Origin of the sequence: Klebsiella sp. S69 (assembly GCF_016516145.1) — a bacterium.
Lineage (GTDB): Bacteria > Pseudomonadota > Gammaproteobacteria > Enterobacterales > Enterobacteriaceae > Klebsiella > Klebsiella oxytoca.
Map to the genome: position 1 here is coordinate 103542 of NZ_JACVUU010000007.1, position 20463 is coordinate 124004.

21 protein-coding genes and 3 tRNA genes are annotated in these 20463 nt (G+C 53.1%); 17 read left to right on the forward strand and 7 right to left on the reverse strand.

Annotated features, from left to right (window positions below; translation table 11 throughout):
• The first annotated feature begins 7 nt into the window (after positions 1-7).
• From IAE27_RS08995 to bglJ, 3 genes are all read left to right on the forward strand, one after another.
• On the forward strand, positions 8-877 hold the full coding sequence (locus IAE27_RS08995; RefSeq protein WP_023329214.1) for a helix-turn-helix domain-containing protein: 870 nt from the start codon (positions 8-10) through the stop codon (positions 875-877).
• Positions 878-1155: 278 nt separating this feature from the next.
• Positions 1156-1878: a helix-turn-helix transcriptional regulator gene (locus tag IAE27_RS09000; protein ID WP_023329215.1), complete on the forward strand. Its 723-nt coding sequence runs from the start codon at positions 1156-1158 to the stop codon at positions 1876-1878.
• On the forward strand, positions 1839-2519 hold the full coding sequence (gene bglJ, locus IAE27_RS09005) for a DNA-binding transcriptional activator BglJ (RefSeq protein WP_154022772.1): 681 nt from the start codon (positions 1839-1841) through the stop codon (positions 2517-2519). The genes IAE27_RS09000 and bglJ overlap by 40 nt, the downstream gene beginning before the upstream one ends.
• Positions 2520-2532: 13 nt before the next feature.
• Here bglJ and IAE27_RS09010 read toward each other — a convergent pair whose 3' ends face one another.
• On the reverse strand, positions 2533-2991 hold the full coding sequence (locus IAE27_RS09010; RefSeq protein ID WP_023329216.1) for a YbaK/EbsC family protein: 459 nt from the start codon (positions 2989-2991) through the stop codon (positions 2533-2535).
• Positions 2992-3332: 341 nt separating this feature from the next.
• Here IAE27_RS09010 and IAE27_RS09015 point away from each other — a divergent pair, with 341 nt between their 5' ends.
• Positions 3333-4676, forward strand: a complete 1344-nt coding sequence (locus IAE27_RS09015) for a PTS cellobiose transporter subunit IIC (RefSeq protein ID WP_004108481.1) — start codon at positions 3333-3335, stop codon at positions 4674-4676.
• A gap of 42 nt (positions 4677-4718) precedes the next feature.
• On the opposite strand, the gene fhuF is transcribed toward IAE27_RS09015, so the two are convergent.
• Both fhuF and IAE27_RS09025 read right to left on the reverse strand, forming a co-directional pair.
• The gene (fhuF, locus tag IAE27_RS09020) at positions 4719-5507 is read right to left on the reverse strand and encodes a siderophore-iron reductase FhuF (protein ID WP_004108480.1); all 789 of its coding nucleotides are present in this window, start codon (positions 5505-5507) and stop codon (positions 4719-4721) included.
• Between the two features lie 109 nt (positions 5508-5616).
• Positions 5617-6663: a GGDEF domain-containing protein gene (locus IAE27_RS09025; protein WP_004110370.1), complete on the reverse strand. Its 1047-nt coding sequence runs from the start codon at positions 6661-6663 to the stop codon at positions 5617-5619.
• A 262-nt stretch (positions 6664-6925) separates the two neighbouring features.
• Between IAE27_RS09025 and IAE27_RS09030 the strand changes: the two genes are divergently transcribed.
• On the forward strand, positions 6926-7165 hold the full coding sequence (locus IAE27_RS09030) for a DUF1435 domain-containing protein (protein WP_004110371.1): 240 nt from the start codon (positions 6926-6928) through the stop codon (positions 7163-7165).
• A gap of 19 nt (positions 7166-7184) precedes the next feature.
• On the opposite strand, the gene IAE27_RS09035 is transcribed toward IAE27_RS09030, so the two are convergent.
• The 4 genes from IAE27_RS09035 to rsmC form a co-directional block, all read right to left on the reverse strand.
• Positions 7185-7271, reverse strand: a tRNA-Leu gene (locus IAE27_RS09035).
• A 31-nt stretch (positions 7272-7302) separates the two neighbouring features.
• Positions 7303-7389, reverse strand: a tRNA-Leu gene (locus IAE27_RS09040).
• A gap of 28 nt (positions 7390-7417) precedes the next feature.
• Positions 7418-7504: transfer RNA gene (locus tag IAE27_RS09045), tRNA-Leu, on the reverse strand.
• A gap of 167 nt (positions 7505-7671) precedes the next feature.
• Positions 7672-8700: a 16S rRNA (guanine(1207)-N(2))-methyltransferase RsmC gene (rsmC, locus tag IAE27_RS09050; RefSeq protein WP_154022771.1), complete on the reverse strand. Its 1029-nt coding sequence runs from the start codon at positions 8698-8700 to the stop codon at positions 7672-7674.
• A 158-nt stretch (positions 8701-8858) separates the two neighbouring features.
• Here rsmC and IAE27_RS09055 point away from each other — a divergent pair, with 158 nt between their 5' ends.
• From IAE27_RS09055 to deoB, 12 genes are all read left to right on the forward strand, one after another.
• Positions 8859-9272 (forward strand): DNA polymerase III subunit psi, encoded by a 414-nt coding sequence (locus IAE27_RS09055; protein ID WP_004108476.1) that lies wholly within the window; start codon positions 8859-8861, stop codon positions 9270-9272.
• Positions 9241-9687 carry a ribosomal protein S18-alanine N-acetyltransferase gene (gene rimI / locus IAE27_RS09060; protein WP_004108475.1) on the forward strand — a complete coding sequence of 149 codons (447 nt, stop codon included), beginning with the start codon at positions 9241-9243 and terminating at the stop codon, positions 9685-9687. Before IAE27_RS09055 ends, rimI begins: the two co-directional genes overlap by 32 nt.
• A 14-nt stretch (positions 9688-9701) precedes the next feature.
• Positions 9702-10379 carry a pyrimidine 5'-nucleotidase gene (gene yjjG, locus IAE27_RS09065; RefSeq protein ID WP_135800797.1) on the forward strand — a complete coding sequence of 226 codons (678 nt, stop codon included), beginning with the start codon at positions 9702-9704 and terminating at the stop codon, positions 10377-10379.
• 92 nt (positions 10380-10471) lie between these two features.
• The gene (gene prfC / locus IAE27_RS09070) at positions 10472-12061 is read left to right on the forward strand and encodes a peptide chain release factor 3 (RefSeq protein ID WP_004108474.1); all 1590 of its coding nucleotides are present in this window, start codon (positions 10472-10474) and stop codon (positions 12059-12061) included.
• Positions 12062-12278: 217 nt separating this feature from the next.
• Positions 12279-12890 carry a molecular chaperone OsmY gene (osmY, locus tag IAE27_RS09075; protein WP_154022770.1) on the forward strand — a complete coding sequence of 204 codons (612 nt, stop codon included), beginning with the start codon at positions 12279-12281 and terminating at the stop codon, positions 12888-12890.
• A gap of 124 nt (positions 12891-13014) precedes the next feature.
• A complete protein-coding gene (locus IAE27_RS09080) occupies positions 13015-13176 on the forward strand; it encodes a DUF1328 domain-containing protein (protein ID WP_003856556.1) in 162 nt (53 codons plus the stop codon).
• A gap of 120 nt (positions 13177-13296) precedes the next feature.
• Positions 13297-14370, forward strand: a complete 1074-nt coding sequence (locus tag IAE27_RS09085; protein ID WP_004108471.1) for a patatin family protein — start codon at positions 13297-13299, stop codon at positions 14368-14370.
• Positions 14367-15146 (forward strand): metal-dependent hydrolase, encoded by a 780-nt coding sequence (locus tag IAE27_RS09090; RefSeq protein WP_004108469.1) that lies wholly within the window; start codon positions 14367-14369, stop codon positions 15144-15146. The genes IAE27_RS09085 and IAE27_RS09090 overlap by 4 nt, the downstream gene beginning before the upstream one ends.
• A gap of 145 nt (positions 15147-15291) precedes the next feature.
• The gene (locus tag IAE27_RS09095; protein WP_004108467.1) at positions 15292-16569 is read left to right on the forward strand and encodes a NupC/NupG family nucleoside CNT transporter; all 1278 of its coding nucleotides are present in this window, start codon (positions 15292-15294) and stop codon (positions 16567-16569) included.
• Between the two features lie 414 nt (positions 16570-16983).
• Positions 16984-17763, forward strand: a complete 780-nt coding sequence (deoC, locus tag IAE27_RS09100; RefSeq protein ID WP_004098396.1) for a deoxyribose-phosphate aldolase — start codon at positions 16984-16986, stop codon at positions 17761-17763.
• 78 nt (positions 17764-17841) lie between these two features.
• Positions 17842-19164, forward strand: coding sequence for a thymidine phosphorylase (gene deoA / locus IAE27_RS09105; RefSeq protein ID WP_004108464.1), 1323 nt, complete (start codon positions 17842-17844; stop codon positions 19162-19164).
• Positions 19165-19216: 52 nt separating this feature from the next.
• Positions 19217-20440 carry a phosphopentomutase gene (gene deoB / locus IAE27_RS09110; protein WP_004108462.1) on the forward strand — a complete coding sequence of 408 codons (1224 nt, stop codon included), beginning with the start codon at positions 19217-19219 and terminating at the stop codon, positions 20438-20440.
• The last annotated feature ends 23 nt before the right edge of the window (positions 20441-20463 follow it).

Sequence of the window (20463 nt, forward strand, 5' to 3'; positions counted from 1 at the left end):
AGTCCCGATGCAGGCAGTGAGTAGCATTCCCGTTTTCAAACTGTATGGCGAAGAGCAGGGCTGGCCGACGCCCGATCTGCTGCACTGCGAGTCGATACTCCAGCGAAGCCATCTTTATGAATGGCATATCCGCCTGCATCAGCACGCAGAGCTGGTGCAGTTGCTATATCTGCATAAAGGGGAGGCGGAAATTGAAATCGAAGGTACGACGACCGTGATGAGGGAGTCCTGTATTCAGATCGTTCCGGCGCTGTGTATTCATGGTTTTCGTTTTTCCCCGGGTACGGAAGGCTACGTCTTGTCGCTGGCGCTGCCGCTGCTCGGAAGTCTCGAAAGTCAGTTTGCCAGTCAGTTGGATGTACTCGGCCAGCCGCGATGCGTGCCGGTGAAGGCGTCGCGGGGCCATATTCGGGCGCTGTTCACCGCTTTGCGCGAAGAGTATCGCGAAGAGTATGACGCGCGTGAAATGATGCTGCATTCCCTGCTGGGGGCGCTGCTAGTGTGGTTGAACCGGCAGCATCGCCCGCAGCCGATAACGGCAGACAAAGCTGAGCGCAAGCGTAGCGTTATGCGTCATTTTTCTCGACTAATAGAAAGTCATTATCGCGAACATATGCCCTTAGCCGCTTATGCAAAGCTGGCGGGCGTTTCTGCAACGCATCTGAATTATTTGTGCCATGAATTCTACGGCTGCAGCGCGCTGGGAGTATTACATCAAAGATTGATGCTTGAGGCGCGTCGTAATCTGCAATACACCAGCATGACGATTGCACAACTTTCTGATTATTTAGGATTTACTGATGCAGCCTATTTTTCTCGTTTCTTTCGCCGTTATAACGGTGAATCTCCCAAAGTATTTAGGAACAAAATAAAATGAAAAAACCTTTGTTAAATATATCTTAAGTTAGCGTATCTAACGAAGCTTTTAATCATTTCTAATTTATTGCTGACAACTACCTGTGTTAATGTTAATCATTGGCGGGGATAACAGCAATATGCTACTCCCTATAATATTAATTGGCTTTAGAGCGCGGTACCGCGTGTTCGCCAGGGACGATAAAGATTCATTTTGGCAAAATAATATGATGGCTATTAAGTTATTCATCCAATTGTTTTTCTGCCGGTCGTGAATCTTCGACAGGAAGCGGAGGGTTTATGTTACCAGGACAGGGTAAGTTCGGCATTATTATCAGCAGAATACCGGTTATGCAGTCCGGCTTGAAGGCCATTGTTGGGGAGCATCTACCCGATTATGAACTGAGTTTTTGCCGTTCTCAGGATGAGCTCACCCTGCTGCAACTGCGGCGCGCAGTACTGGTTATTGCAGATTTATCCGGCGAAATAGAGAATCCAAGAAATATTTGTGAACACTACTACTCCTTAATGACGCAATACAGGGATATACACTGGGTCTTTATGGTCGGAAGCGCCTGTTTCCCATTAGCGGTTGAATTATTAATGCGGCCTGAAAGCACATTAATTTCAGACAGCGAGCCGGTAAAACGTCTCATCGAGGTGGTTCGTGCGGGTGGGCTTGCCGCCGAGCGAATCAGCCAGACATTGTTCTCTCCTGAAGTGGAACACATCGGTGACGAACAGCAAAAAATGGTCATTCTGACGCTCTCTGAGCGAAAAGTGTTACGGCTTCTCGCTAAAGGATGGGGAATTAATCAAATTGCTGCTTTATTGAAGAAGAGCAATAAAACCATAAGTGCGCAGAAAAATAGTGCTATGCGCCGCTTGTCTTTGCGTAGCAATGCAGAGATGTATGCCTGGATTAATAGTGCACAGGGAATGAAGGAGCTGAATATTTATTCAGCCTATGGAGAGCAAACTGAATGGAAAAAGACCTCACAGCACGATATGTCGCTATCGTAGAGAAATGTGCGATGACGGAAGTGGCCCTTCGCCACATTTTAATTAATGAAAGTGGTAAGAATTATCGCATTCAATTCTTTAAAGATACTCAGGCACTAAAGCGGGAGTTCCAGTCTAAAGATTTTTCGGCGATTATTTTTTCTCTTTCAGGTAACCGCCGATCCCGGCTTGAAAGCTTACTCTTTCTTCATGAGATTGCACGCTACTGCCCTGAAATGCAAAGAATTGTCTTAGCCAATGATGCAGCTGAAATGCGTCTGGTTAGCCATCTGACGCCTTCACGCCTGCACGGCATTTTGAATAAATCAGCCTGTCGGCTACAGCTGCAGGAACATCTGCTGCAGCTTCTCGAACGCAGCGGCCCGGCAAATGAAAGCTCGCTAAACCAAAAGCAGGGCATGTGTAGTCAAATTCTGAGCCCGACGGAACATACCATCCTGCGCTATATGTCTTATGGCTATTCGTTGCCTGAGATTGCGACACAGCTGGAGCGCAATATTAAAACGATTCGAGCGCATAAATTTAATGCCATGACCAAGCTGGGCGTCAGTTCTGATATGGGACTACTGAGCGCGGCTGATATATTAATGCGCTTATCGGCAAACAATGATGATGCCAGGGTAATGCGCCTTGCCCAGTAGTGCTAATTGTCTATTAAAGACAAACGTCAACCCATGTAGCATCCGTCAGCTGCGCCATTCGCTCGGGTGAAATGCGAACGGCGCTATGAATTGATCCCGCTGCAGGAAGCACTTCCGGATACTGTCTTAATGAAATATCGCAATACACTGCCAGCGGAACTTCCAGGCCAAAAGGGCAAACGCCGCCAATGGGGTGTCCGGTTAACGTAATGACCTCATCGCTACTCAGCATGCGCGCTTTAGCGCCGAATGCTTCCTTGAGTTTTTTATTATCCAGGCGTGCATCGCCTTTTGCGACAACAAGTACGACCCTTTCCTTTATTTTTAAAGAGAGGGTTTTTGCTATTTGTCCGGGTTCAACGTTATGCGCCGCCGCGGCTAACGCAACCGTGGCCGTACTCTGATTAAGTTCGATGATTTCGATATCGGGGGCGCGGTCAGCAAAAAACTGCCGCACGGACTGCAGACTCATTGGAATCTCCTGATTAAGGCTTGTTAAAAATCTGTCACAAGCTTCGCAAAGTGTAAATATCCCTGATAGATAATCAAGAATCTTTCTAATTTCTGGATCTCCTTCACATTCGCCGCAACCGGTTACTGTAACCGGTTGCGGTTATTCATTTAGATATGAATACTGACAAGGTAACTTCCCTGCTTCACCTATAACAAAAGAGCCGTGGATGAATCGAAAAGTCTTGAGCTGTAGAGGCGGTAGCTTATCCAAACGGATGGGTACTTCGCAGAAGCGCATTCATCACAACGGCAAAATAATCGTTGTTGGGCCTGTTCATCTAGCCTGTCAGGAGGGCTGCCATGTCTGCTAACCATGCTGCATTTAATCTGATATTTCGCTTTGTAGAGAATTACATCAGCCCTGTCGCCGGACGCATCTCGTCCCAGCGTCACGTGATGGCTATTCGTGATGGTTTCATCTCCGCGATGCCGTTTATGATTGTTGGTTCATTTCTTCTGGTATTTGCTTACCCGCCGTTTTCGCCGGATACCACCTGGGGATTTGCTCGCGCCTGGCTGGATCTGGCAAAAGAGTTTGAAGGGCGTATTCTGACACCGTTCGATATGACGATGGGCATCATGTCTATCTACATCTGCGCCGCGATCGCCTATAACCTCGGAAAGCATTACGAAAAAAGCAACCAGCTCGATCCCTTCATGTGCGCCATGCTGTCGATTATGGCCTTCCTGCTGGTGGCGGCGCCAAAAACGAACGGTAACCTGCCGGTAGATAGCCTGGGCGGAACGGGGATTTTTACCGCGATTCTGGTTGCCGTTTACTGCGTTGAGATGATGCGCTTTCTTAAAGCACATAATATTGGTATTCGCCTGCCGGATCAGGTGCCGCCGATGATCAAAAACTCTTTTGATCTGTTGATCCCGGTACTGGTGGTCGTCCTGACGCTTTATCCTTTGAGTCTGCTTATTCAGCATCATTTCGATATGCTGATCCCCCAGGCCATTATGGCTATTTTTAAACCGCTGGTTTCCGCAGCGGATTCGCTGCCGGCGATTTTATTGGCGGTACTGGTGGGGCACCTGCTATGGTTTGCGGGGATCCACGGTGCCGCTATTGTTTCCGGTATGCTGCAGATGTTCTGGCTGACTAACCTTGGAATGAACCAGCAGGCTCTGGCTCAGGGGGCTCCGCTGCCGCATATTTTTATGGAGGCGTTCTGGACATTCTTCATTGTAATTGGCGGTTCCGGGGCGACGATGGGGTTAGTATTCTGCTATTTGCGTAGCCGCTCGGCGCATCTGCGTTCAATTGGTCGTCTTAGCGTGGTGCCAAGCCTTTTCAATATCAACGAACCGGTTATCTTTGGCACCCCTATCGTGATGAACCCGGTGTTCTTTATTCCCTTTCTGCTGGCGCCGATGGTTAACGCCGTACTGGCGTGGGCGGCAATGAAGCTGGATCTTATCGGCCGGGTGATTTCGGTTGTTCCGTGGACGGCTCCGGCGCCGATCGGCGGCGCGTGGGCGCTGGGATGGGATTTCCGGGCGGCGATTCTGGTCGTCGTTCTCGCCTGCGTTTCCGCGATTATCTACTTCCCGTTCTTCAAGGTGTATGAGAAACAGCTGCTGGCGCAGGAGGCCGAAGAGGCACAGCGCATGGCGGAAGAGAGTCAACAAACGGCATAAAAAAACGGGCGGCTATTTTAGCCGCCCGTTTTTAACAATTGTTTATTTCAACGTGCAGTCCCCGCACTGCTGAACATCCGGCAGGCGATAGCGCTGGCAGCAGGTTCGACGGACGAGCTGCCCTTCCCGCAAAACGACCGTACGCCAGAGCGGATTATCCTGGCCATCAGAAAACTGTTTTTCGAAGAAGCAGTGCTGACGCAGAGCGGCAATTTTTTCATCTCCGAGCAGGGTTTTCATTTCACCCAGATACCAGTTGATCAGGTAACCCGTATTGCTCCAGATAAGTTTGCCATTGATATCACCCGTGGCTTCAAGCGCCTGAACGACAGGTTGGAGAGCCGTAGCGATCAGCTTTTCCATCCTTGATTGCGCAGATTGTTCCGGCGAGGCGCCCGCCGAATGTACCTCAATCCAGAAACGGGCCGCACGGCCGGTTTCGTGAAACTCGACGCGAAAATGCTCCGGCGCCAGGCTAAGGGCGCGCTCTTCACTCAACAGCGCCAGCATTAATGGCGGAACCAGCAAACCGATGTACCACTGTGCCCACAGGGAAAGCAGCGGTTTCTGCTCACGGGGTTTCCCCGGCTGGTTACGATAAATATGGTCGGACCAGGTCGCCAACAGGGAACTTAGCATTGCGGGCTGCGACCACTCTGTAAGCGTCAGCGCATGATGGGGGGCTTCTTCATTTAGTCTCAGAAAATCAAGCAGATGGGGACGTAGCGCAGCGATCTTGTCATGTAATGCATTCGCCAGTTCGCGCTCAGCCGAAGGCAGCGGGGCCCGCCAGATGAGGTCATTATTGAATGCAAGTGAACGGTAAGCCATTGCGCGCCAGATACAAATCTAAATGATAATGATTTCCGATGTTAATGCCGGGGCGCCAGCTTGGCAAGCGATTTGTCCGCCTGATGACACCCGCTGCGCGATACAGGGGTTAGCTGGCGAGAATAATGTTTCGCCCCATATTTTTGGCTTCATAGAGCGCGTTATCCGCTCGTTTCAGGGCGCTATCGATATCGGCATCTACGAGCGGCGTCATGCCGATACTAATGGTGACATTGGTCGCGACGCTTTCATTGAACATATGCGGGATTTTCAGATCGTAGACCCGCTGCCTGATTCGCTCCGCGGCCTGAAGGGCGTTTTCCGCACTACTGCTGGTCAAGAGCACCATAAACTCTTCGCCGCCAAAGCGGGCCACAATATCGCGCGAGCGCACGGCGTTACGAATGGCTGCGGAGACCTGAATTAAGGCCTGGTCGCCCATCATATGCCCATAGTGGTCGTTATAGGCTTTGAAATGATCAATATCCAGCAGCAGGACGTAATGCTCGCTACTATCCAAAGAAAGAATGGTGTCCAGACGATTTTGTAAGCCCCGACGGTTATACAAGCCGGTGAGAGGATCCAACATGCTGAGATCGTTAAGGGTATTACGTTCTTTCAACAGTTTATCCATGAGGCCCTGGGTGAAAACATCGCTGCGTTTTTGCATCAGGCTTTGCAGGGCGATCCCTGCAATCGGCAACACAAAGCACCAGGACATGCGCAACCACTGTTCGCCTCCGCCGAGGAACAGGCAGGTCACATAGGTGGGTAACGAGTGCAACGTAAAGGCAATGATATTGCTGGAAAAAGCAATGGTGCCGATAAATAACACGCTTAATAACGCGATGACCAGGTAGTTAAAATGTGGGGGGCCCATCACCATTGCTTTTAGGGCTACATGCCATGCCCACAGCAGACCAAATATCAGTGAAATAAGCGGAATATTTATTTTGTGCTGGGCGAATTTCCAGTGCCATAGCAGCAGAACCGCGCTGCAGGCCACGATCAAAAAGCAGGGTGGGGTAAATGTAATGACGGTAAAGAGGGGGCTGACCAGCGATAAAAAGGATGAAACCAAATTAAGCAGTAAAAATAGCCGTAAGGAATACTGATATTTCTGTTCGTAATGGGATCGCCAGGATTGTGCAGTCATGTCGGAGTTGTCATTATTAATCGTTAAAATTCAAAGTGATGTGAGGTTGGAATGAATAATAAAAAACAGTGCGTAAAATAAGGTTTTTACGAAATAATCAGACAATTTAATATATAAATTATTTTGTTTAATTTATCACCTTCATGAATGTATGTCATTACCGTAAACGTAAAGAATAAGGATGCGCTATTTTCCCTGGATGACAAATGATAAAAATTATCATATGGTATTGGTTATCATTATCGTTGTGAGAGGCGAAATCATGTTGCAGCGAACTTTAGGGAGTGGATGGGGCGTGTTGATCCCTGGCGTAGTGCTTGCCGCCCTCGGGTTTGCCGATTTGTCGGTAGATGCCTGGCGTGGATTGGTCACTTTGGGAATGCTGATGTCAGCGATGATGATTTGGCACCGGCAGCTACGGCATTTTGTTTTGCTGCCATCATGCGTGGCGCTGATCGGTGGAATAATGCTGATATTGCTGAATTTGAGGCTGATGGGATAAAGCAGAAGGATAAGAATATTGGTGCGAGGGGGGGGACTTGAACCCCCACGTCCGTAAGGACACTAACACCTGAAGCTAGCGCGTCTACCAATTCCGCCACCTTCGCACAGTATTCTTAATTTTTGATATCGCCTCGTTGGTGCGAGGGGGGGGACTTGAACCCCCACGTCCGTAAGAACACTAACACCTGAAGCTAGCGCGTCTACCAATTCCGCCACCTTCGCCCAGTGCGAGCAATATCAACGTGGATTATGGTGCGAGGGGGGGGACTTGAACCCCCACGTCCGTAAGGACACTAACACCTGAAGCTAGCGCGTCTACCAATTCCGCCACCTTCGCATACCATCGACACTATAAAAGTATCGTTACCACGGAGGCGCATTCTAGTGGTTTTCAGCTATTCGTCAATAGTTAATTGTATCAGTTGGATTGATTGTTGCAAAAATGGGCGACTGAGAGGGTAAAGTTCGGCGACGAGCGTCTGCTGTCGCCGAAAAAATGCGGGACTATTTCCTGGCCTGACGCGTCATCACCGTCCGGTAAACCTTAAAGCGGCCCGTCTGGGCAATCACTTCATGGAAGCCGAAGATCTCATCCAGCACATTCGGATAGGGCAAGAAGGCGTTGGCGACGATGCGTAGCTCTCCGCCGCTGTTCAAATGCCGAACGGCGCCGCGAATCAGGGTCTGAGCGGCTTCCAGGCTGGTCTGCAGACCATCGTGGAAAGGCGGATTGGAGATAATCATATCGAAGCGGCCGTTCACTTCGGAAAATACATTGCTGGCGAATACTTCCCCTTCGATACCGTTAGCGGCGAGCGTTGCGCGGCTGGCTTCAACTGCCGGGGCGCTGACGTCGCATAAGGATAAGCGGACTTTAGGCGAGTGGCTGGCCAGCACGGTTGCCAGTACGCCGGCGCCGCAGCCGACGTCCAATACTTTACCTTTGGTGTGCGGCGTCAGGGTTGAAAGCAGCAGCTGGCTACCAATATCCAGGCCATCGCGGCTGAAGACGCCCGGCAGCGTTTTAATCGACAGATTTTCCAGCGGATACTCGCCCCAGAACTGCTCGGGATCGAAGGCCGGCTGTTTTTCCAGACGACCGTGATAGAGACCACAGCGGCGCGCGCTGTCGACTTTAGTCAGCGGCGCATATTCCGCCAGCATCTGCTCGGCGCTGCGCACGCCGCTGCGGTTTTCGCCAACCACGAAAATATCAATACCGACCGGCAGCAGGGAAAGCAGATTCATCAGCTGAAACTGAGCTTCGGGTTTGTTTTTTGGCCAGTAGTAGATCAGCGTATCGCAATCGGCAACATCGCTGGCTTCCGCGACCAGGCTAAAACGGGCGTTTTCAGCCATCTGGCGGCTCAGTACCTGCCAGTGGTGAAACTGCTGGGTATGGGCGCGGCTGGCAGCCGTATCCAGACGAGCGGGCAGGTCATCCTGCAGGTCACCGGCAAACAGAACGCGGGCGGACTCGAAATCATCACTGTGGCGCAGCAAGACTTCACTTGCCGGGGTAAAAGCGGACATGAAACACTCCTTCATTAAGACTGGCGCCGATTATACACGTTATCTTTCAGCCTGCCTCTTTGTTGGCGGCGGGATGCGCTCCGGCCGCCGCGTAGTTTGTTGGCGCAAATACGACGTATTTGCTATATTGCGCGCTTAATTAACAGGAGTGTTTCGCTATGACATCCCGACGAGACTGGCAATTACAGCAGCTGGGTATTACCCAGTGGTCGCTGCGTCGTCCTGGGGCGTTACAGGGTGAAATCGCTATCTCGCTTCCTGGACACATTCGTCTGGTGATGGTGGCGGAAGAACCGCCATCGCTGACCGAACCGCTTATCCGCGATATTCTGCGCACGCTGTCCCTGACGCCGGAGCAGGTAATGCAGTTGACGCCTGAGCGCGTGGCGATGTTGCCTCAGGACGCACGCTGTAATAGCTGGCGGCTGGGTACGGACACGCCGCTGATGCTGGCGGGCGCGCAGCTATCCACGCCCGCTTTCGATGAACTTCAGACCAGTACGCCTGCTCGCATGGCGCTCTGGCAACAGATCTGCGCACATGAACACGATTTCTACCCTCAACGCGGCTGATTTGCCTCGGGCCTGGCAAATTGAAACGCGCGCCCACGCTTTCCCCTGGAGCGAGCAGACGTTTGCCAGCAATCAGGGCGATCGCTATCTGAATCTTCAGCTGTCCGTAGACGGGGAGATGGCGGCCTTTGCTATTACGCAAATCGTGCTCGACGAGGCGACGTTGTTTAATATCGCCGTCGATCCCGCTTTTCAGCGTCGTGGTCTGGGCAGAGCGCTGCTGGAGCAGGTGATTGATGAAGTAGAAAAACGCGGCGTCGTCACGCTGTGGCTGGAGGTGCGCGCGTCTAACGTCGCCGCCATCGCGCTCTATGAAAGCTTAGGCTTTAACGAGGCGACGATTCGCCGCAACTATTACCCCACGGTCGACGGACGTGAGGACGCCATTATTATGGCACTGCCAATCAGTATGTAAGACAAGGTGATACGATGAAGTGGGACTGGATTTTCTTTGATGCCGATGAAACGTTATTTACGTTTGACTCGTTTAGCGGCCTACAGCGGATGTTTCTCGACTATAGCGTGACCTTCTCCGCAGAGGATTTTCAGGACTATCAGGCCGTGAATAAGCCGCTGTGGGTGGATTATCAGAACGGCGCTATCACTTCTCTTCAACTGCAGCATCAGCGCTTTGACGGTTGGGCGGAGCGCCTGAACGTCCCTCCTGGTGAGCTGAACGCCGCGTTTATGAACGCGATGGCGGAGATCTGCTCGCCGCTGCCGGGCGCGGTGTCGCTGCTGGATTCGCTGCAGGGTAAGGTGAAAATGGGCATCATCACCAACGGTTTTACCTCGCTACAGCAGACGCGTCTTGAACGTACCGGGTTACGCGATCATTTTGATTTACTGATTATTTCTGAAGAGGTTGGGGTCGCTAAACCGGATGCGCGCATCTTTGATTATGCCCTGGCGCAGGCGGGCAACCCCGATCGTTCACGGGTGCTGATGGTGGGTGATACGGCGGAATCTGATATTCGCGGCGGCGTGAATGCCGGCCTGGCCACCTGCTGGTTTAACCCTCATCAACGCGAGTTGCCCGCCGACCTCCGCGCGGACTGGACGGTCACCTCTTTAAACGAACTGGAGCAACTCCTGTGTAAACACTGATTGCCTCCCCCCCATTGATGGGTAAAATAGCCGCAATTTTTTCGTATTCAACATGCGCGGCGCATTGCCGCGTTTACTAAGAAGATTGAATTATGACGTTGTCTCCTTATTTGCAGGAGGTGGCCAAGCGCCGCACTTTTGCCATTATTTCTCACCCGGATGCCGGTAAAACGACCATTACTGAAAAGGTGCTGTTGTTCGGACAGGCTATTCAGACCGCCGGTACGGTAAAAGGCCGCGGCTCCAGTCAGCATGCGAAGTCTGACTGGATGGAAATGGAAAAGCAGCGCGGTATCTCCATTACCACTTCCGTAATGCAGTTCCCGTATCACGACTGTCTGGTCAATCTGCTGGATACTCCGGGGCACGAAGACTTCTCCGAAGATACCTATCGTACGCTGACGGCGGTGGACTGCTGTCTGATGGTTATCGATGCCGCGAAAGGCGTTGAGGATCGTACCCGTAAGCTGATGGAAGTCACCCGTCTGCGCGATACGCCGATCCTGACGTTTATGAACAAACTTGACCGTGACATCCGCGACCCGATGGAGCTGCTGGATGAAGTGGAAAACGAGCTGAAAATCGGCTGCGCGCCGATCACCTGGCCCATTGGCTGCGGCAAGCTGTTCAAGGGCGTTTACCACCTCTATAAAGATGAAACCTATCTCTACCAGACCGGTAAAGGTCACACTATCCAGGAAGTGCGCATCGTTAAAGGGTTAAATAACCCGGATCTGGACGCGGCGGTGGGTGAAGACCTGGCGCAGCAGCTGCGCGACGAGCTGGAGCTGGTGCAGGGCGCGTCTAACGAATTCGATAAAGATCTGTTCCTGGCGGGCGAAATTACGCCGGTATTCTTCGGAACCGCGCTGGGTAACTTCGGCGTTGACCATATGCTGGACGGTTTAGTGGAGTGGGCGCCTGCGCCGATGCCGCGTAAAACCGATACCCGCACCGTGGAAGCCTCAGAAGAGAAGTTCACCGGCTTTGTCTTTAAAATTCAGGCCAACATGGACCCGAAACACCGCGACCGCGTGGCCTTTATGCGCGTGGTTTCCGGTAAGTACGAGAAGGGCATGAAGATGCGCCAGGTGCGTATCGGCAAGGATGTGGTGATCTCCGACGCGCTGACCTTCATGGCCGGCGACCGTTCGCATGTGGAAGAAGCGTATCCGGGCGATATTCTGGGTCTGCATAACCACGGCACCATCCAGATTGGCGATACCTTCACCCAGGGTGAAATGATGAAGTTCACCGGTATCCCGAACTTCGCCCCGGAACTGTTCCGCCGCATTCGCCTGAAAGATCCGCTCAAGCAGAAACAGCTGCTGAAGGGTCTGGTTCAGCTTTCTGAAGAAGGCGCGGTGCAGGTGTTCCGTCCGATCGCCAATAACGATCTGATCGTCGGCGCGGTGGGGGTACTGCAGTTTGACGTCGTCGTCGCTCGCCTGAAGAGCGAATACAACGTTGAGGCGATCTACGAGTCGGTCAACGTCGCCACCGCCCGCTGGGTGGAATGCAGCGACGCGAAGAAATTCGAAGAGTTTAAGCGTAAGAACGAAATTCAGCTGGCGCTCGATGGCGGCGATAATCTGACCTACATCGCCCCGACCATGGTTAACCTGAACCTGACGCAGGAGCGTTATCCTGACGTCCAGTTCCGTAAAACTCGCGAGCACTAATCCTCTCCGGAGCGCGGTTTTCGCCGCGCTCCACGTCGTTTTTCTTTCAGAAGCCCCTATCTGGAAAGTTCTTAATTCTTACCGTTTTGCCTGCTTTTTTACCCGTTCATGCCGCACTCTTCCGTGTATCTACTACATTTAATAAGTAATTTTGGGAATCCTGGCTTAATAGACTACTTATTTTGCTTTACCTGCTTAGATATAACGAGGAACGACGATGACAAGACTTAAGAGCGGCAAGACACTCCTGGCCCTCTTCCTGGGCTCAGCAATAATCAGCGCTTCGGCGTATGCAGAAAACTCGACCGTAGACAGCGCAAAATCTGCAGCCAGCAATGCCGGTCAAGCCGTTGATAATTCGATGAACAAAGTCGGAAACTTTATGGACGACAGCACCATCACCGCCAGGGTGAAAGCGGCGCTGATCGATCATAAGGATATTCGCAGCACCGATATCTCGGTGAAAACGGAAAATAAAGTCGTCACGTTAAGCGGTACAGTTGATAGTTCAGAGCAGCATAAACAAGCGTTTAGCGTAGCTAAAGCCGTTGAAGGCGTGAGCTCGGTAAACGACAAGCTTAGCGTGCAGAACGAAAAATCAGCGTCGCTGAAGGGCTACGCGGGCGATACCGCGGTGACCAGCGAGATCAAAGCTAAATTACTGGCTGACGATATCGTCCCGTCGCGTAACGTGAAAGTTGAGACCACCGATGGCGTTGTACATTTATCCGGCACGGTCGAGTCCAGCAAGCAGTCGGAACGTGCGGAAGGCATTGCTAAAGCCGTTTCCGGCGTCAAAAGCGTGAAGAACGATCTTAGCGTTAAATAAATCCATTCATTAAAAGAATTTATTCTGCGGTCTTTCCGCAGGATGTGTAGCACCACAGGGTTGTGTATGCGCGGCCTGAGTGCGCAGAAAATCGACCGTCATTAACTATGGTAAGGAGAGACGTATGTTTAGATGGGGCATTATTTTTCTGGTGATCGCTTTAATTGCCGCCGCTCTGGGTTTTGGTGGCCTGGCAGGTACCGCTGCCTGGGCTGCTAAAATTGTCTTTGTTGTCGGTATTATTCTGTTCCTGGTCAGCCTGTTCACCGGCCGTCGACGTCCCTAGACGTTAATCAGTGAAATACCGTCTTACATAAAGCCAGTCAATGAGACTGGCTTTCTCTGTTTCAGGGCGTTAAAAATTGCGTTACCTTTGTTTTTATAATAAGCCAGACAGGAAAGCAGGGTGGGGCAGCGAATTCCCGTGACGTTGGGCAACATTACGCCGTTATCTGTTAAACCCTTCCAGCCGGGCAGGCTTGCGCTGGTGTGCGAAGGTGGGGGACAGAGGGGCATTTTTACCGCCGGGGTGCTGGACGAATTTATGCGCGCGGGATTTAACCCGTTCGATATGCTGTTTGGCACCTCTGCCGGGGCGCAAAATCTCTCGGCCTATCTGTGCAACCAGCCCGGCTATGCCCGCAAGGTGATCACGCGCTACACCACCGCCCGCGAGTTTTTCGACCCGATGCGTTTTGTCCGCGGAGGCAACCTCATCGATCTCGACTGGCTGGTCGACAGCACCGCCAAAAAAATGCCGCTGGCGATGGCTTATGCTGAAGACCGTTTTGCTCAGGGTAAAGAGTTCTGGATGTGCGCCTGCCGCGGCGATGATTATACGCCCAACTACTTTTCCCCTACCCAGCAAACCTGGCTCGATCTGATTCGCGCCTCCAGCGCTATTCCCGGTTTTTACCGCAGCGGCGTTATGCTGGATGGGGTGAGCTATCTGGACGGCGGCGTCAGCGATGCGATCCCGGTGCAGGAGGCCGCCCGTCGGGGCGCGCAAACAATCGTAGTGATCCGCACCGTGCCTTCGCAGATGTACTACACCCCGCAGTGGTTTAAACGGATGGAGCGCTGGCTTGGCGAAAGTAGCCTGCAGCCGTTTGTGAATCTGGTACAGCACCACGAAACCACCTATCGCTCCACGCAAGAGTTCATTGAGAAGCCGCCGGGTAAGCTGAGAATTCTGGAAATATATCCACAGAAGCCATTGAAAAGTATGGCGTTAGGCAGCCGTCTTCCTGCTTTACTGGAAGACTACAAAACCGGGCGCCAGTGCGGGCGCTATTTCCTCGCTACGGTCGGTAAACTGCTGGCCGACAGGCCTCCTTTGCTGCGTCATGCGCCACGCATTGCGGTACCGAAAACGGTGGTTATCCCGCCGGCGCCCGTGGCCAACGAGATCCCTCAGGTTCCGGTCATCGCGGCTGAGCAGGCCAATGATGCCAGCTTTGATAATGAGGACCTCGCGTGACCTTGCGATTTATTGATACCCACTGTCACTTCGATTTCCCTCCTTTCACCGGCGACGAAACTGCCAGTATTGCCCGAGCGGCTCAGGCTGGCGTGAGGCAAATCATCGTACCGGCGACGGAAGCGGATAACTTTGCCCGCGTATTAGGGCTTGCGGCGCAGTATGCTCCGCTCTACGCGGCCCTGGGGCTTCATCCGATAGTAATTGAGCGGCATGAAGAAGAGAGTCTGGTGCGGCTTGAAGCCTGCCTGGCGAAACGCGATGCTAAGCTGATCGCGGTTGGGGAAATTGGCCTCGATCTCTATCGCGAAGATCCGCAGTTCGAGCGCCAGATTTCTCTCCTGGAGGCGCAGTTGCGTCTGGCGAAACGCTACGACTTGCCGGTCATCCTCCACTCCAGACGCACTCATGACAAGCTGGCGATGCTGCTAAAAAAGCACGCTTTACCGCGTACCGGCGTGGTGCACGGTTTTGCCGGTAGTCTTCAGCAAGCCGAACGCTTTGTCCAACTGGGCTATAAAATCGGCGTTGGCGGTACCATTACCTACCCGCGCGCCAGCAAGACCCGCGACGTGATGGCGCAGCTACCGCTTTCTGCGCTGTTACTGGAGACCGATGCGCCGGATATGCCGTTAAACGGTTTCCAGGGGCAGCCGAACAGGCCTGAGCAAGCGGCTCGCGTCTTCACCGCCTTATGTGAGCTACGCTCTGAGCCTGCTGAAGAGATAGCTAATACCATGTTTTGTAATACAAAAGAGGTTTTTGCTATTTTATAACCTTTTATTGAGTGACATGTGTCTCATTCCTGCCTTTTTATCTCATTGTTTTGCCTAAAATGTGTGAGCTGTGATGAGCGTGATGGTTCCATACCGTTATAATCGCGGGGTTTTACGCTGAACTATCAATACACAGGGATTCTGTATGCAAATTATCATGGGACTTATCGGCATGGTGGTGCTGTTAGCCATCGCAGTGCTCCTCTCCAGTAATCGAAAAGCCATCAACCTGCGCACCGTCCTCGGCGCCTGGATTATCCAGGTGGGGATCGGCGCGTTAATTCTCTACGTGCCGGCCGGGCGCACGGCGCTGCTGGCCATGTCTAACGGCGTTGCCAACGTGATTGCTTACGGCAATGAAGGGATCGGCTTTATTTTCGGCGGTCTGGTTTCCGACAAGATGTTTGAGGTCTTCGGCGGCGGCGGGTTTGTTTTTGCCCTGCGCGTCCTGCCGGTCATTGTCTTCTTCTCATCGCTGATAGCCGTGCTTTATTACCTGGGCATTATGCAGTTTGTGATCCGCATACTCGGCGGGGCGCTGCGCGCGGTACTGAAAACCTCGCGCACGGAATCGCTCTCTGCCACGGCGAATATTTTTGTTGGCCAGACCGAAGCGCCGCTGGTCGTGCGTCCTTACATCGCCACCATGACGCGCTCTGAGCTATTTGCGGTGATGTGCGGGGGCCTGGCTTCGGTCGCAGGCTCCGTTCTGGCCGGTTATGCCCAGATGGGCGTACCGTTGGAATATCTGATTGCCGCTTCATTTATGGCGGCACCGGGCGGCCTGCTGTTTGCGAAAATTATCGTGCCGGAAACCGAGCAGCCGCAAGATAGCCCGGCGCTGGAAAAAAATGACGCCGATCCGGAAGCGCCGGCAAACGTACTGGATGCTGCCGCATCCGGGGCAGCTTCGGGGATGCAGCTGGCGCTTAACGTTGGCGCGATGCTGCTGGCGTTTATCGCGCTGATTGCGCTGGTTAACGGGATCCTCTCCGGCGTGGGCGGCTGGTTTAACTACCCGGATCTGTCGCTGCAAATGATTCTCGGCTGGGTCTTCTCGCCGCTGGCGTGGGTGATTGGCGTTCCATGGAGTGAAGCCACCGTGGCCGGCTCATTTATCGGCCAGAAGCTGATCATCAATGAGTTTGTAGCCTATATGAATTTCGGCGAATATCTGAAAGCCGACGCCGAGGTGGCTGCCGCAGGTTTGCAGGTCATTTCAACCCACACTAAGGCCATTATCTCCTTTGCCCTTTGCGGTTTTGCCAACCTGTCATCCATTGCCATTCTGATTGGCGGTTTAGGCGGTATGGCGCCCAATCGCCGCCAGGAAATCGCACAGCTGGGCATGCGGGCGGTGGCGGCGGGTACGCTCTCAAATCTGATGAGCGCCACCATCGCAGGCGTCTTCCTCGCGCTATAACGCGTCCTTCAGCGAGAAAATACCGGCGGCGGCGCTGCCGCCGGTATTTTTACCACAATTGTTAAAATTCCATCATCCTGCAACGATCTGTTTTTCCATCGTTAGTGCTCTTTTTCGCCGTTGTTCGCACAAAATGACCCTGCTTATATCGAGTTGTCGCGTTCGGTTATGTTATAATAATAACATTCCGTCGGGACGGAGATTGCTGTTTATGCTTATAAAGTGCTGTACGCTCATGAAGCCCGGGCTTGGCTATTTAGTGTGATTTATATCACGTCACAGTAATGCAAATTGGCAATTAGTTTTCATTAACTGTGATGTATATCGAAGTGTGGCGGCGAGGCAATGTTACAATAGTAACAGACTCGCAAGGTGAACAAACTTTTAACCGGCAATACGCCGTCGGAGTATGAAATGACTGATTTAACTGCAAGCAGCCTGCGCGCGTTGAAACTGATGGACCTGACCACCCTGAATGATGACGACACTAATGAGAAAGTGATCGCGTTATGTCATCAGGCCAAAACACCGGTAGGGAATACCGCCGCAGTGTGCATCTACCCGCGCTTTATCCCGATCGCGCGCAAAACGCTGAACGAACAGGGAACCCCGGATATCCGCATTGCGACGGTGACCAACTTCCCGCACGGTAACGATGATATCGATATTGCGCTGGCGGAAACCCGCGCGGCGATTGCCTACGGCGCGGATGAAGTCGACGTCGTGTTCCCTTATCGCGCGCTGATTGCGGGCAACGAACAGGTGGGTTTTGACCTGGTCAAAGCCTGTAAAGAAGCCTGCGCGGCAGCAAACGTGCTGCTGAAAGTCATTATCGAAACCGGCGAGCTGAAAGAAGAAGCGCTGATTCGTAAAGCGTCTGAAATTTCCATCAAAGCCGGCGCTGATTTTATCAAAACGTCGACCGGTAAAGTTCCGGTGAATGCGACCCCGGAAAGCGCGCGCATTATGCTGGAAGTCATCCGCGATATGGGTGTTCAGCAGAGCGTTGGCTTCAAACCGGCAGGCGGCGTGCGCAGCGCGGAAGACGCGCAAAAGTTCCTCGCCATTGCTGATGAGCTGTTCGGGGCCGACTGGGCCGATTCTCGCCACTATCGCTTCGGCGCTTCCAGCCTGCTGGCAAGCCTGCTGAAAGCTTTAGGTCACGGCGATGGTAAGAGCGCCAGCAGCTACTAAAACGTAATTTGTCTGACCTTAAGGCCGGATGTCGTCCGGCCTGAGGTTGGTCTTTGACTCTTTCCTCGGGAGGTAATCTTGTTTCTCGCACAAGAAATTATTCGTAAAAAACGTGATGGTCATGCGCTGAGCGATGAAGAAATTCGTTTTTTCATTAACGGTATCCGCGATAACACCATCTCTGAAGGGCAGATCGCCGCGCTGGCGATGACCATTTTTTTCCACGATATGTCTATGCCGGAACGCGTTTCGCTGACCATGGCGATGCGGGATTCAGGAACCGTCCTCGACTGGAAGAGCCTTAATCTTAACGGCCCGATTGTCGATAAACACTCTACCGGCGGCGTAGGCGATGTGACTTCCCTGATGCTGGGGCCGATGGTCGCTGCCTGCGGCGGCTATGTACCGATGATCTCCGGGCGCGGACTCGGTCATACCGGCGGTACGCTGGACAAGCTGGAAGCGATCCCCGGTTTCGATATCTTCCCGGACGATAGCCGCTTCCGTGAAATCATTAAAGATGTCGGCGTCGCGATTATCGGGCAGACCAGCTCTCTGGCACCGGCGGACAAACGTTTTTACGCCACGCGTGATATCACCGCGACGGTGGACTCTATCCCGCTGATCACCGCCTCGATTCTCGCCAAGAAGCTGGCGGAAGGGCTGGACGCGCTGGTGATGGATGTCAAAGTCGGCAGCGGCGCCTTTATGCCTACTTATGAGCTTTCCGCCGCGCTGGCCGAAGCGATCGTCGGCGTTGCTAACGGCGCCGGCGTGCGGACGACAGCCCTGTTGACCGATATGAACCAGGTGCTGGCTTCCAGCGCCGGTAATGCGGTGGAAGTGCGGGAAGCCGTGCAGTTCCTCACCGGCGAGTACCGCAATCCGCGGCTGCTTGAGGTGACGATGGCGCTCTGCGTTGAGATGCTGATTTCCGGCAAGCTGGCGGAGAACGATGCCGATGCGCGGGCTAAGCTTCAGGCGGTGCTGGATAACGGTAAAGCCGCAGAAGTCTTTGGCCGGATGGTGGCGGCGCAAAAAGGCCCTGGCGATTTCGTGGAAAACTACGATAAATACCTGCCGGGCGCGATGCTAAGCAAAGCGGTCTACGCCGAAGGCGAAGGATTTGTTGCCGAAATGGACACTCGCGCGCTGGGCATGGCGGTGGTCTCTATGGGCGGCGGTCGCCGTCAGGCTGCAGATCTAATTGATTACAGCGTCGGCTTCACCGACATGGTTCCCCTCGGCGCGCGCATTGATACGCAGCAGCCGCTGGCGGTTATCCATGCGAAAGATGAGAACAGCTGGCAGGAAGCGGCCAAAGCAGTGAAAGCGGCCATAAAACTTGACGATAAAGCGCCTGAAATTACGCCGACAGTCTATCGTCGTATCACCGAATAGTTATATACTGATCTGATCGCTTTTTTGCAGCGCAAAAGGTACGGAGAATAATATGAAACGTGCATTTATTATGGTGCTGGACTCATTCGGCATCGGTGCGACTGAAGACGCTGAACGCTTTGGCGACGTCGGTTCAGACACCATGGGCCATATTGCAGAAGCTTGTGCCAAAGGCGAGGCTGACAACGGCCGTAAAGGTCCGCTCAATTTGCCTAATCTGACCCGCCTGGGGCTGGTTAAGGCCCATGAAGGTTCTACCGGTAAAGTTGCAGCCGGTATGGACGGCAACGCGGAAGTTATCGGCGCTTACGCATGGGCGCATGAGCTCTCTTCCGGCAAAGACACCCCGTCAGGCCACTGGGAAATCGCCGGCGTGCCGGTTCTGTTTGACTGGGGCTACTTTCCTGAGCATGAAAACAGCTTCCCGCAGGAGCTGCTTGATAAACTGGTTAAGCGCGCAAATCTGCCGGGCTACCTCGGCAACTGCCACTCTTCCGGTACCGTTATCCTCGATCAACTGGGCGAAGAGCATATGAAAACCGGCAAGCCGATTTTCTATACCTCTGCTGACTCGGTGTTCCAGATTGCCTGCCATGAAGAGACCTTTGGTCTCGATAAGCTGTACGAACTGTGCGAAATCGCGCGTGAAGAGCTGACCGAAGGCGGCTACAACATCGGCCGCGTTATTGCGCGTCCGTTTATCGGCGACAAAGCCGGTCACTTCCAGCGCACCGGTAACCGCCACGATCTGGCCGTTGAGCCGCCGGCACCGACGGTGCTACAGAAGCTGGTTGACGAGAAAAAGGGGCAGGTGGTTTCGGTCGGTAAAATCGCCGACATCTATGCCAACTGCGGCATTACCAAAAAAGTGAAGGCGACCGGCCTGGATGCGCTGTTTGACGCCACCATTAAAGAGATGAAAGAAGCGGGGGACGAAACCATCGTCTTCACCAACTTCGTGGACTTCGACTCTTCCTGGGGCCATCGCCGCGATGTTGCTGGCTATGCTGCGGGCCTGGAGCTGTTCGATCGCCGTCTGCCGGAGCTGATGGAACTGGTAGGGGAAGATGACATTCTGATCCTGACCGCTGACCACGGCTGCGACCCGACCTGGACCGGTACTGACCATACCCGCGAACATATTCCGGTACTGATTTATGGCCCGAAAGTGAAGCCGGGTTCGCTGGGTCACCGCGAAACCTTCGCCGATATCGGCCAGACTCTGGCAACGTACTTCGGTACGTCTCCGATGGAATACGGCAAAAACATGCTGTGATTTTTTGCCCGGTGAGTCACGCT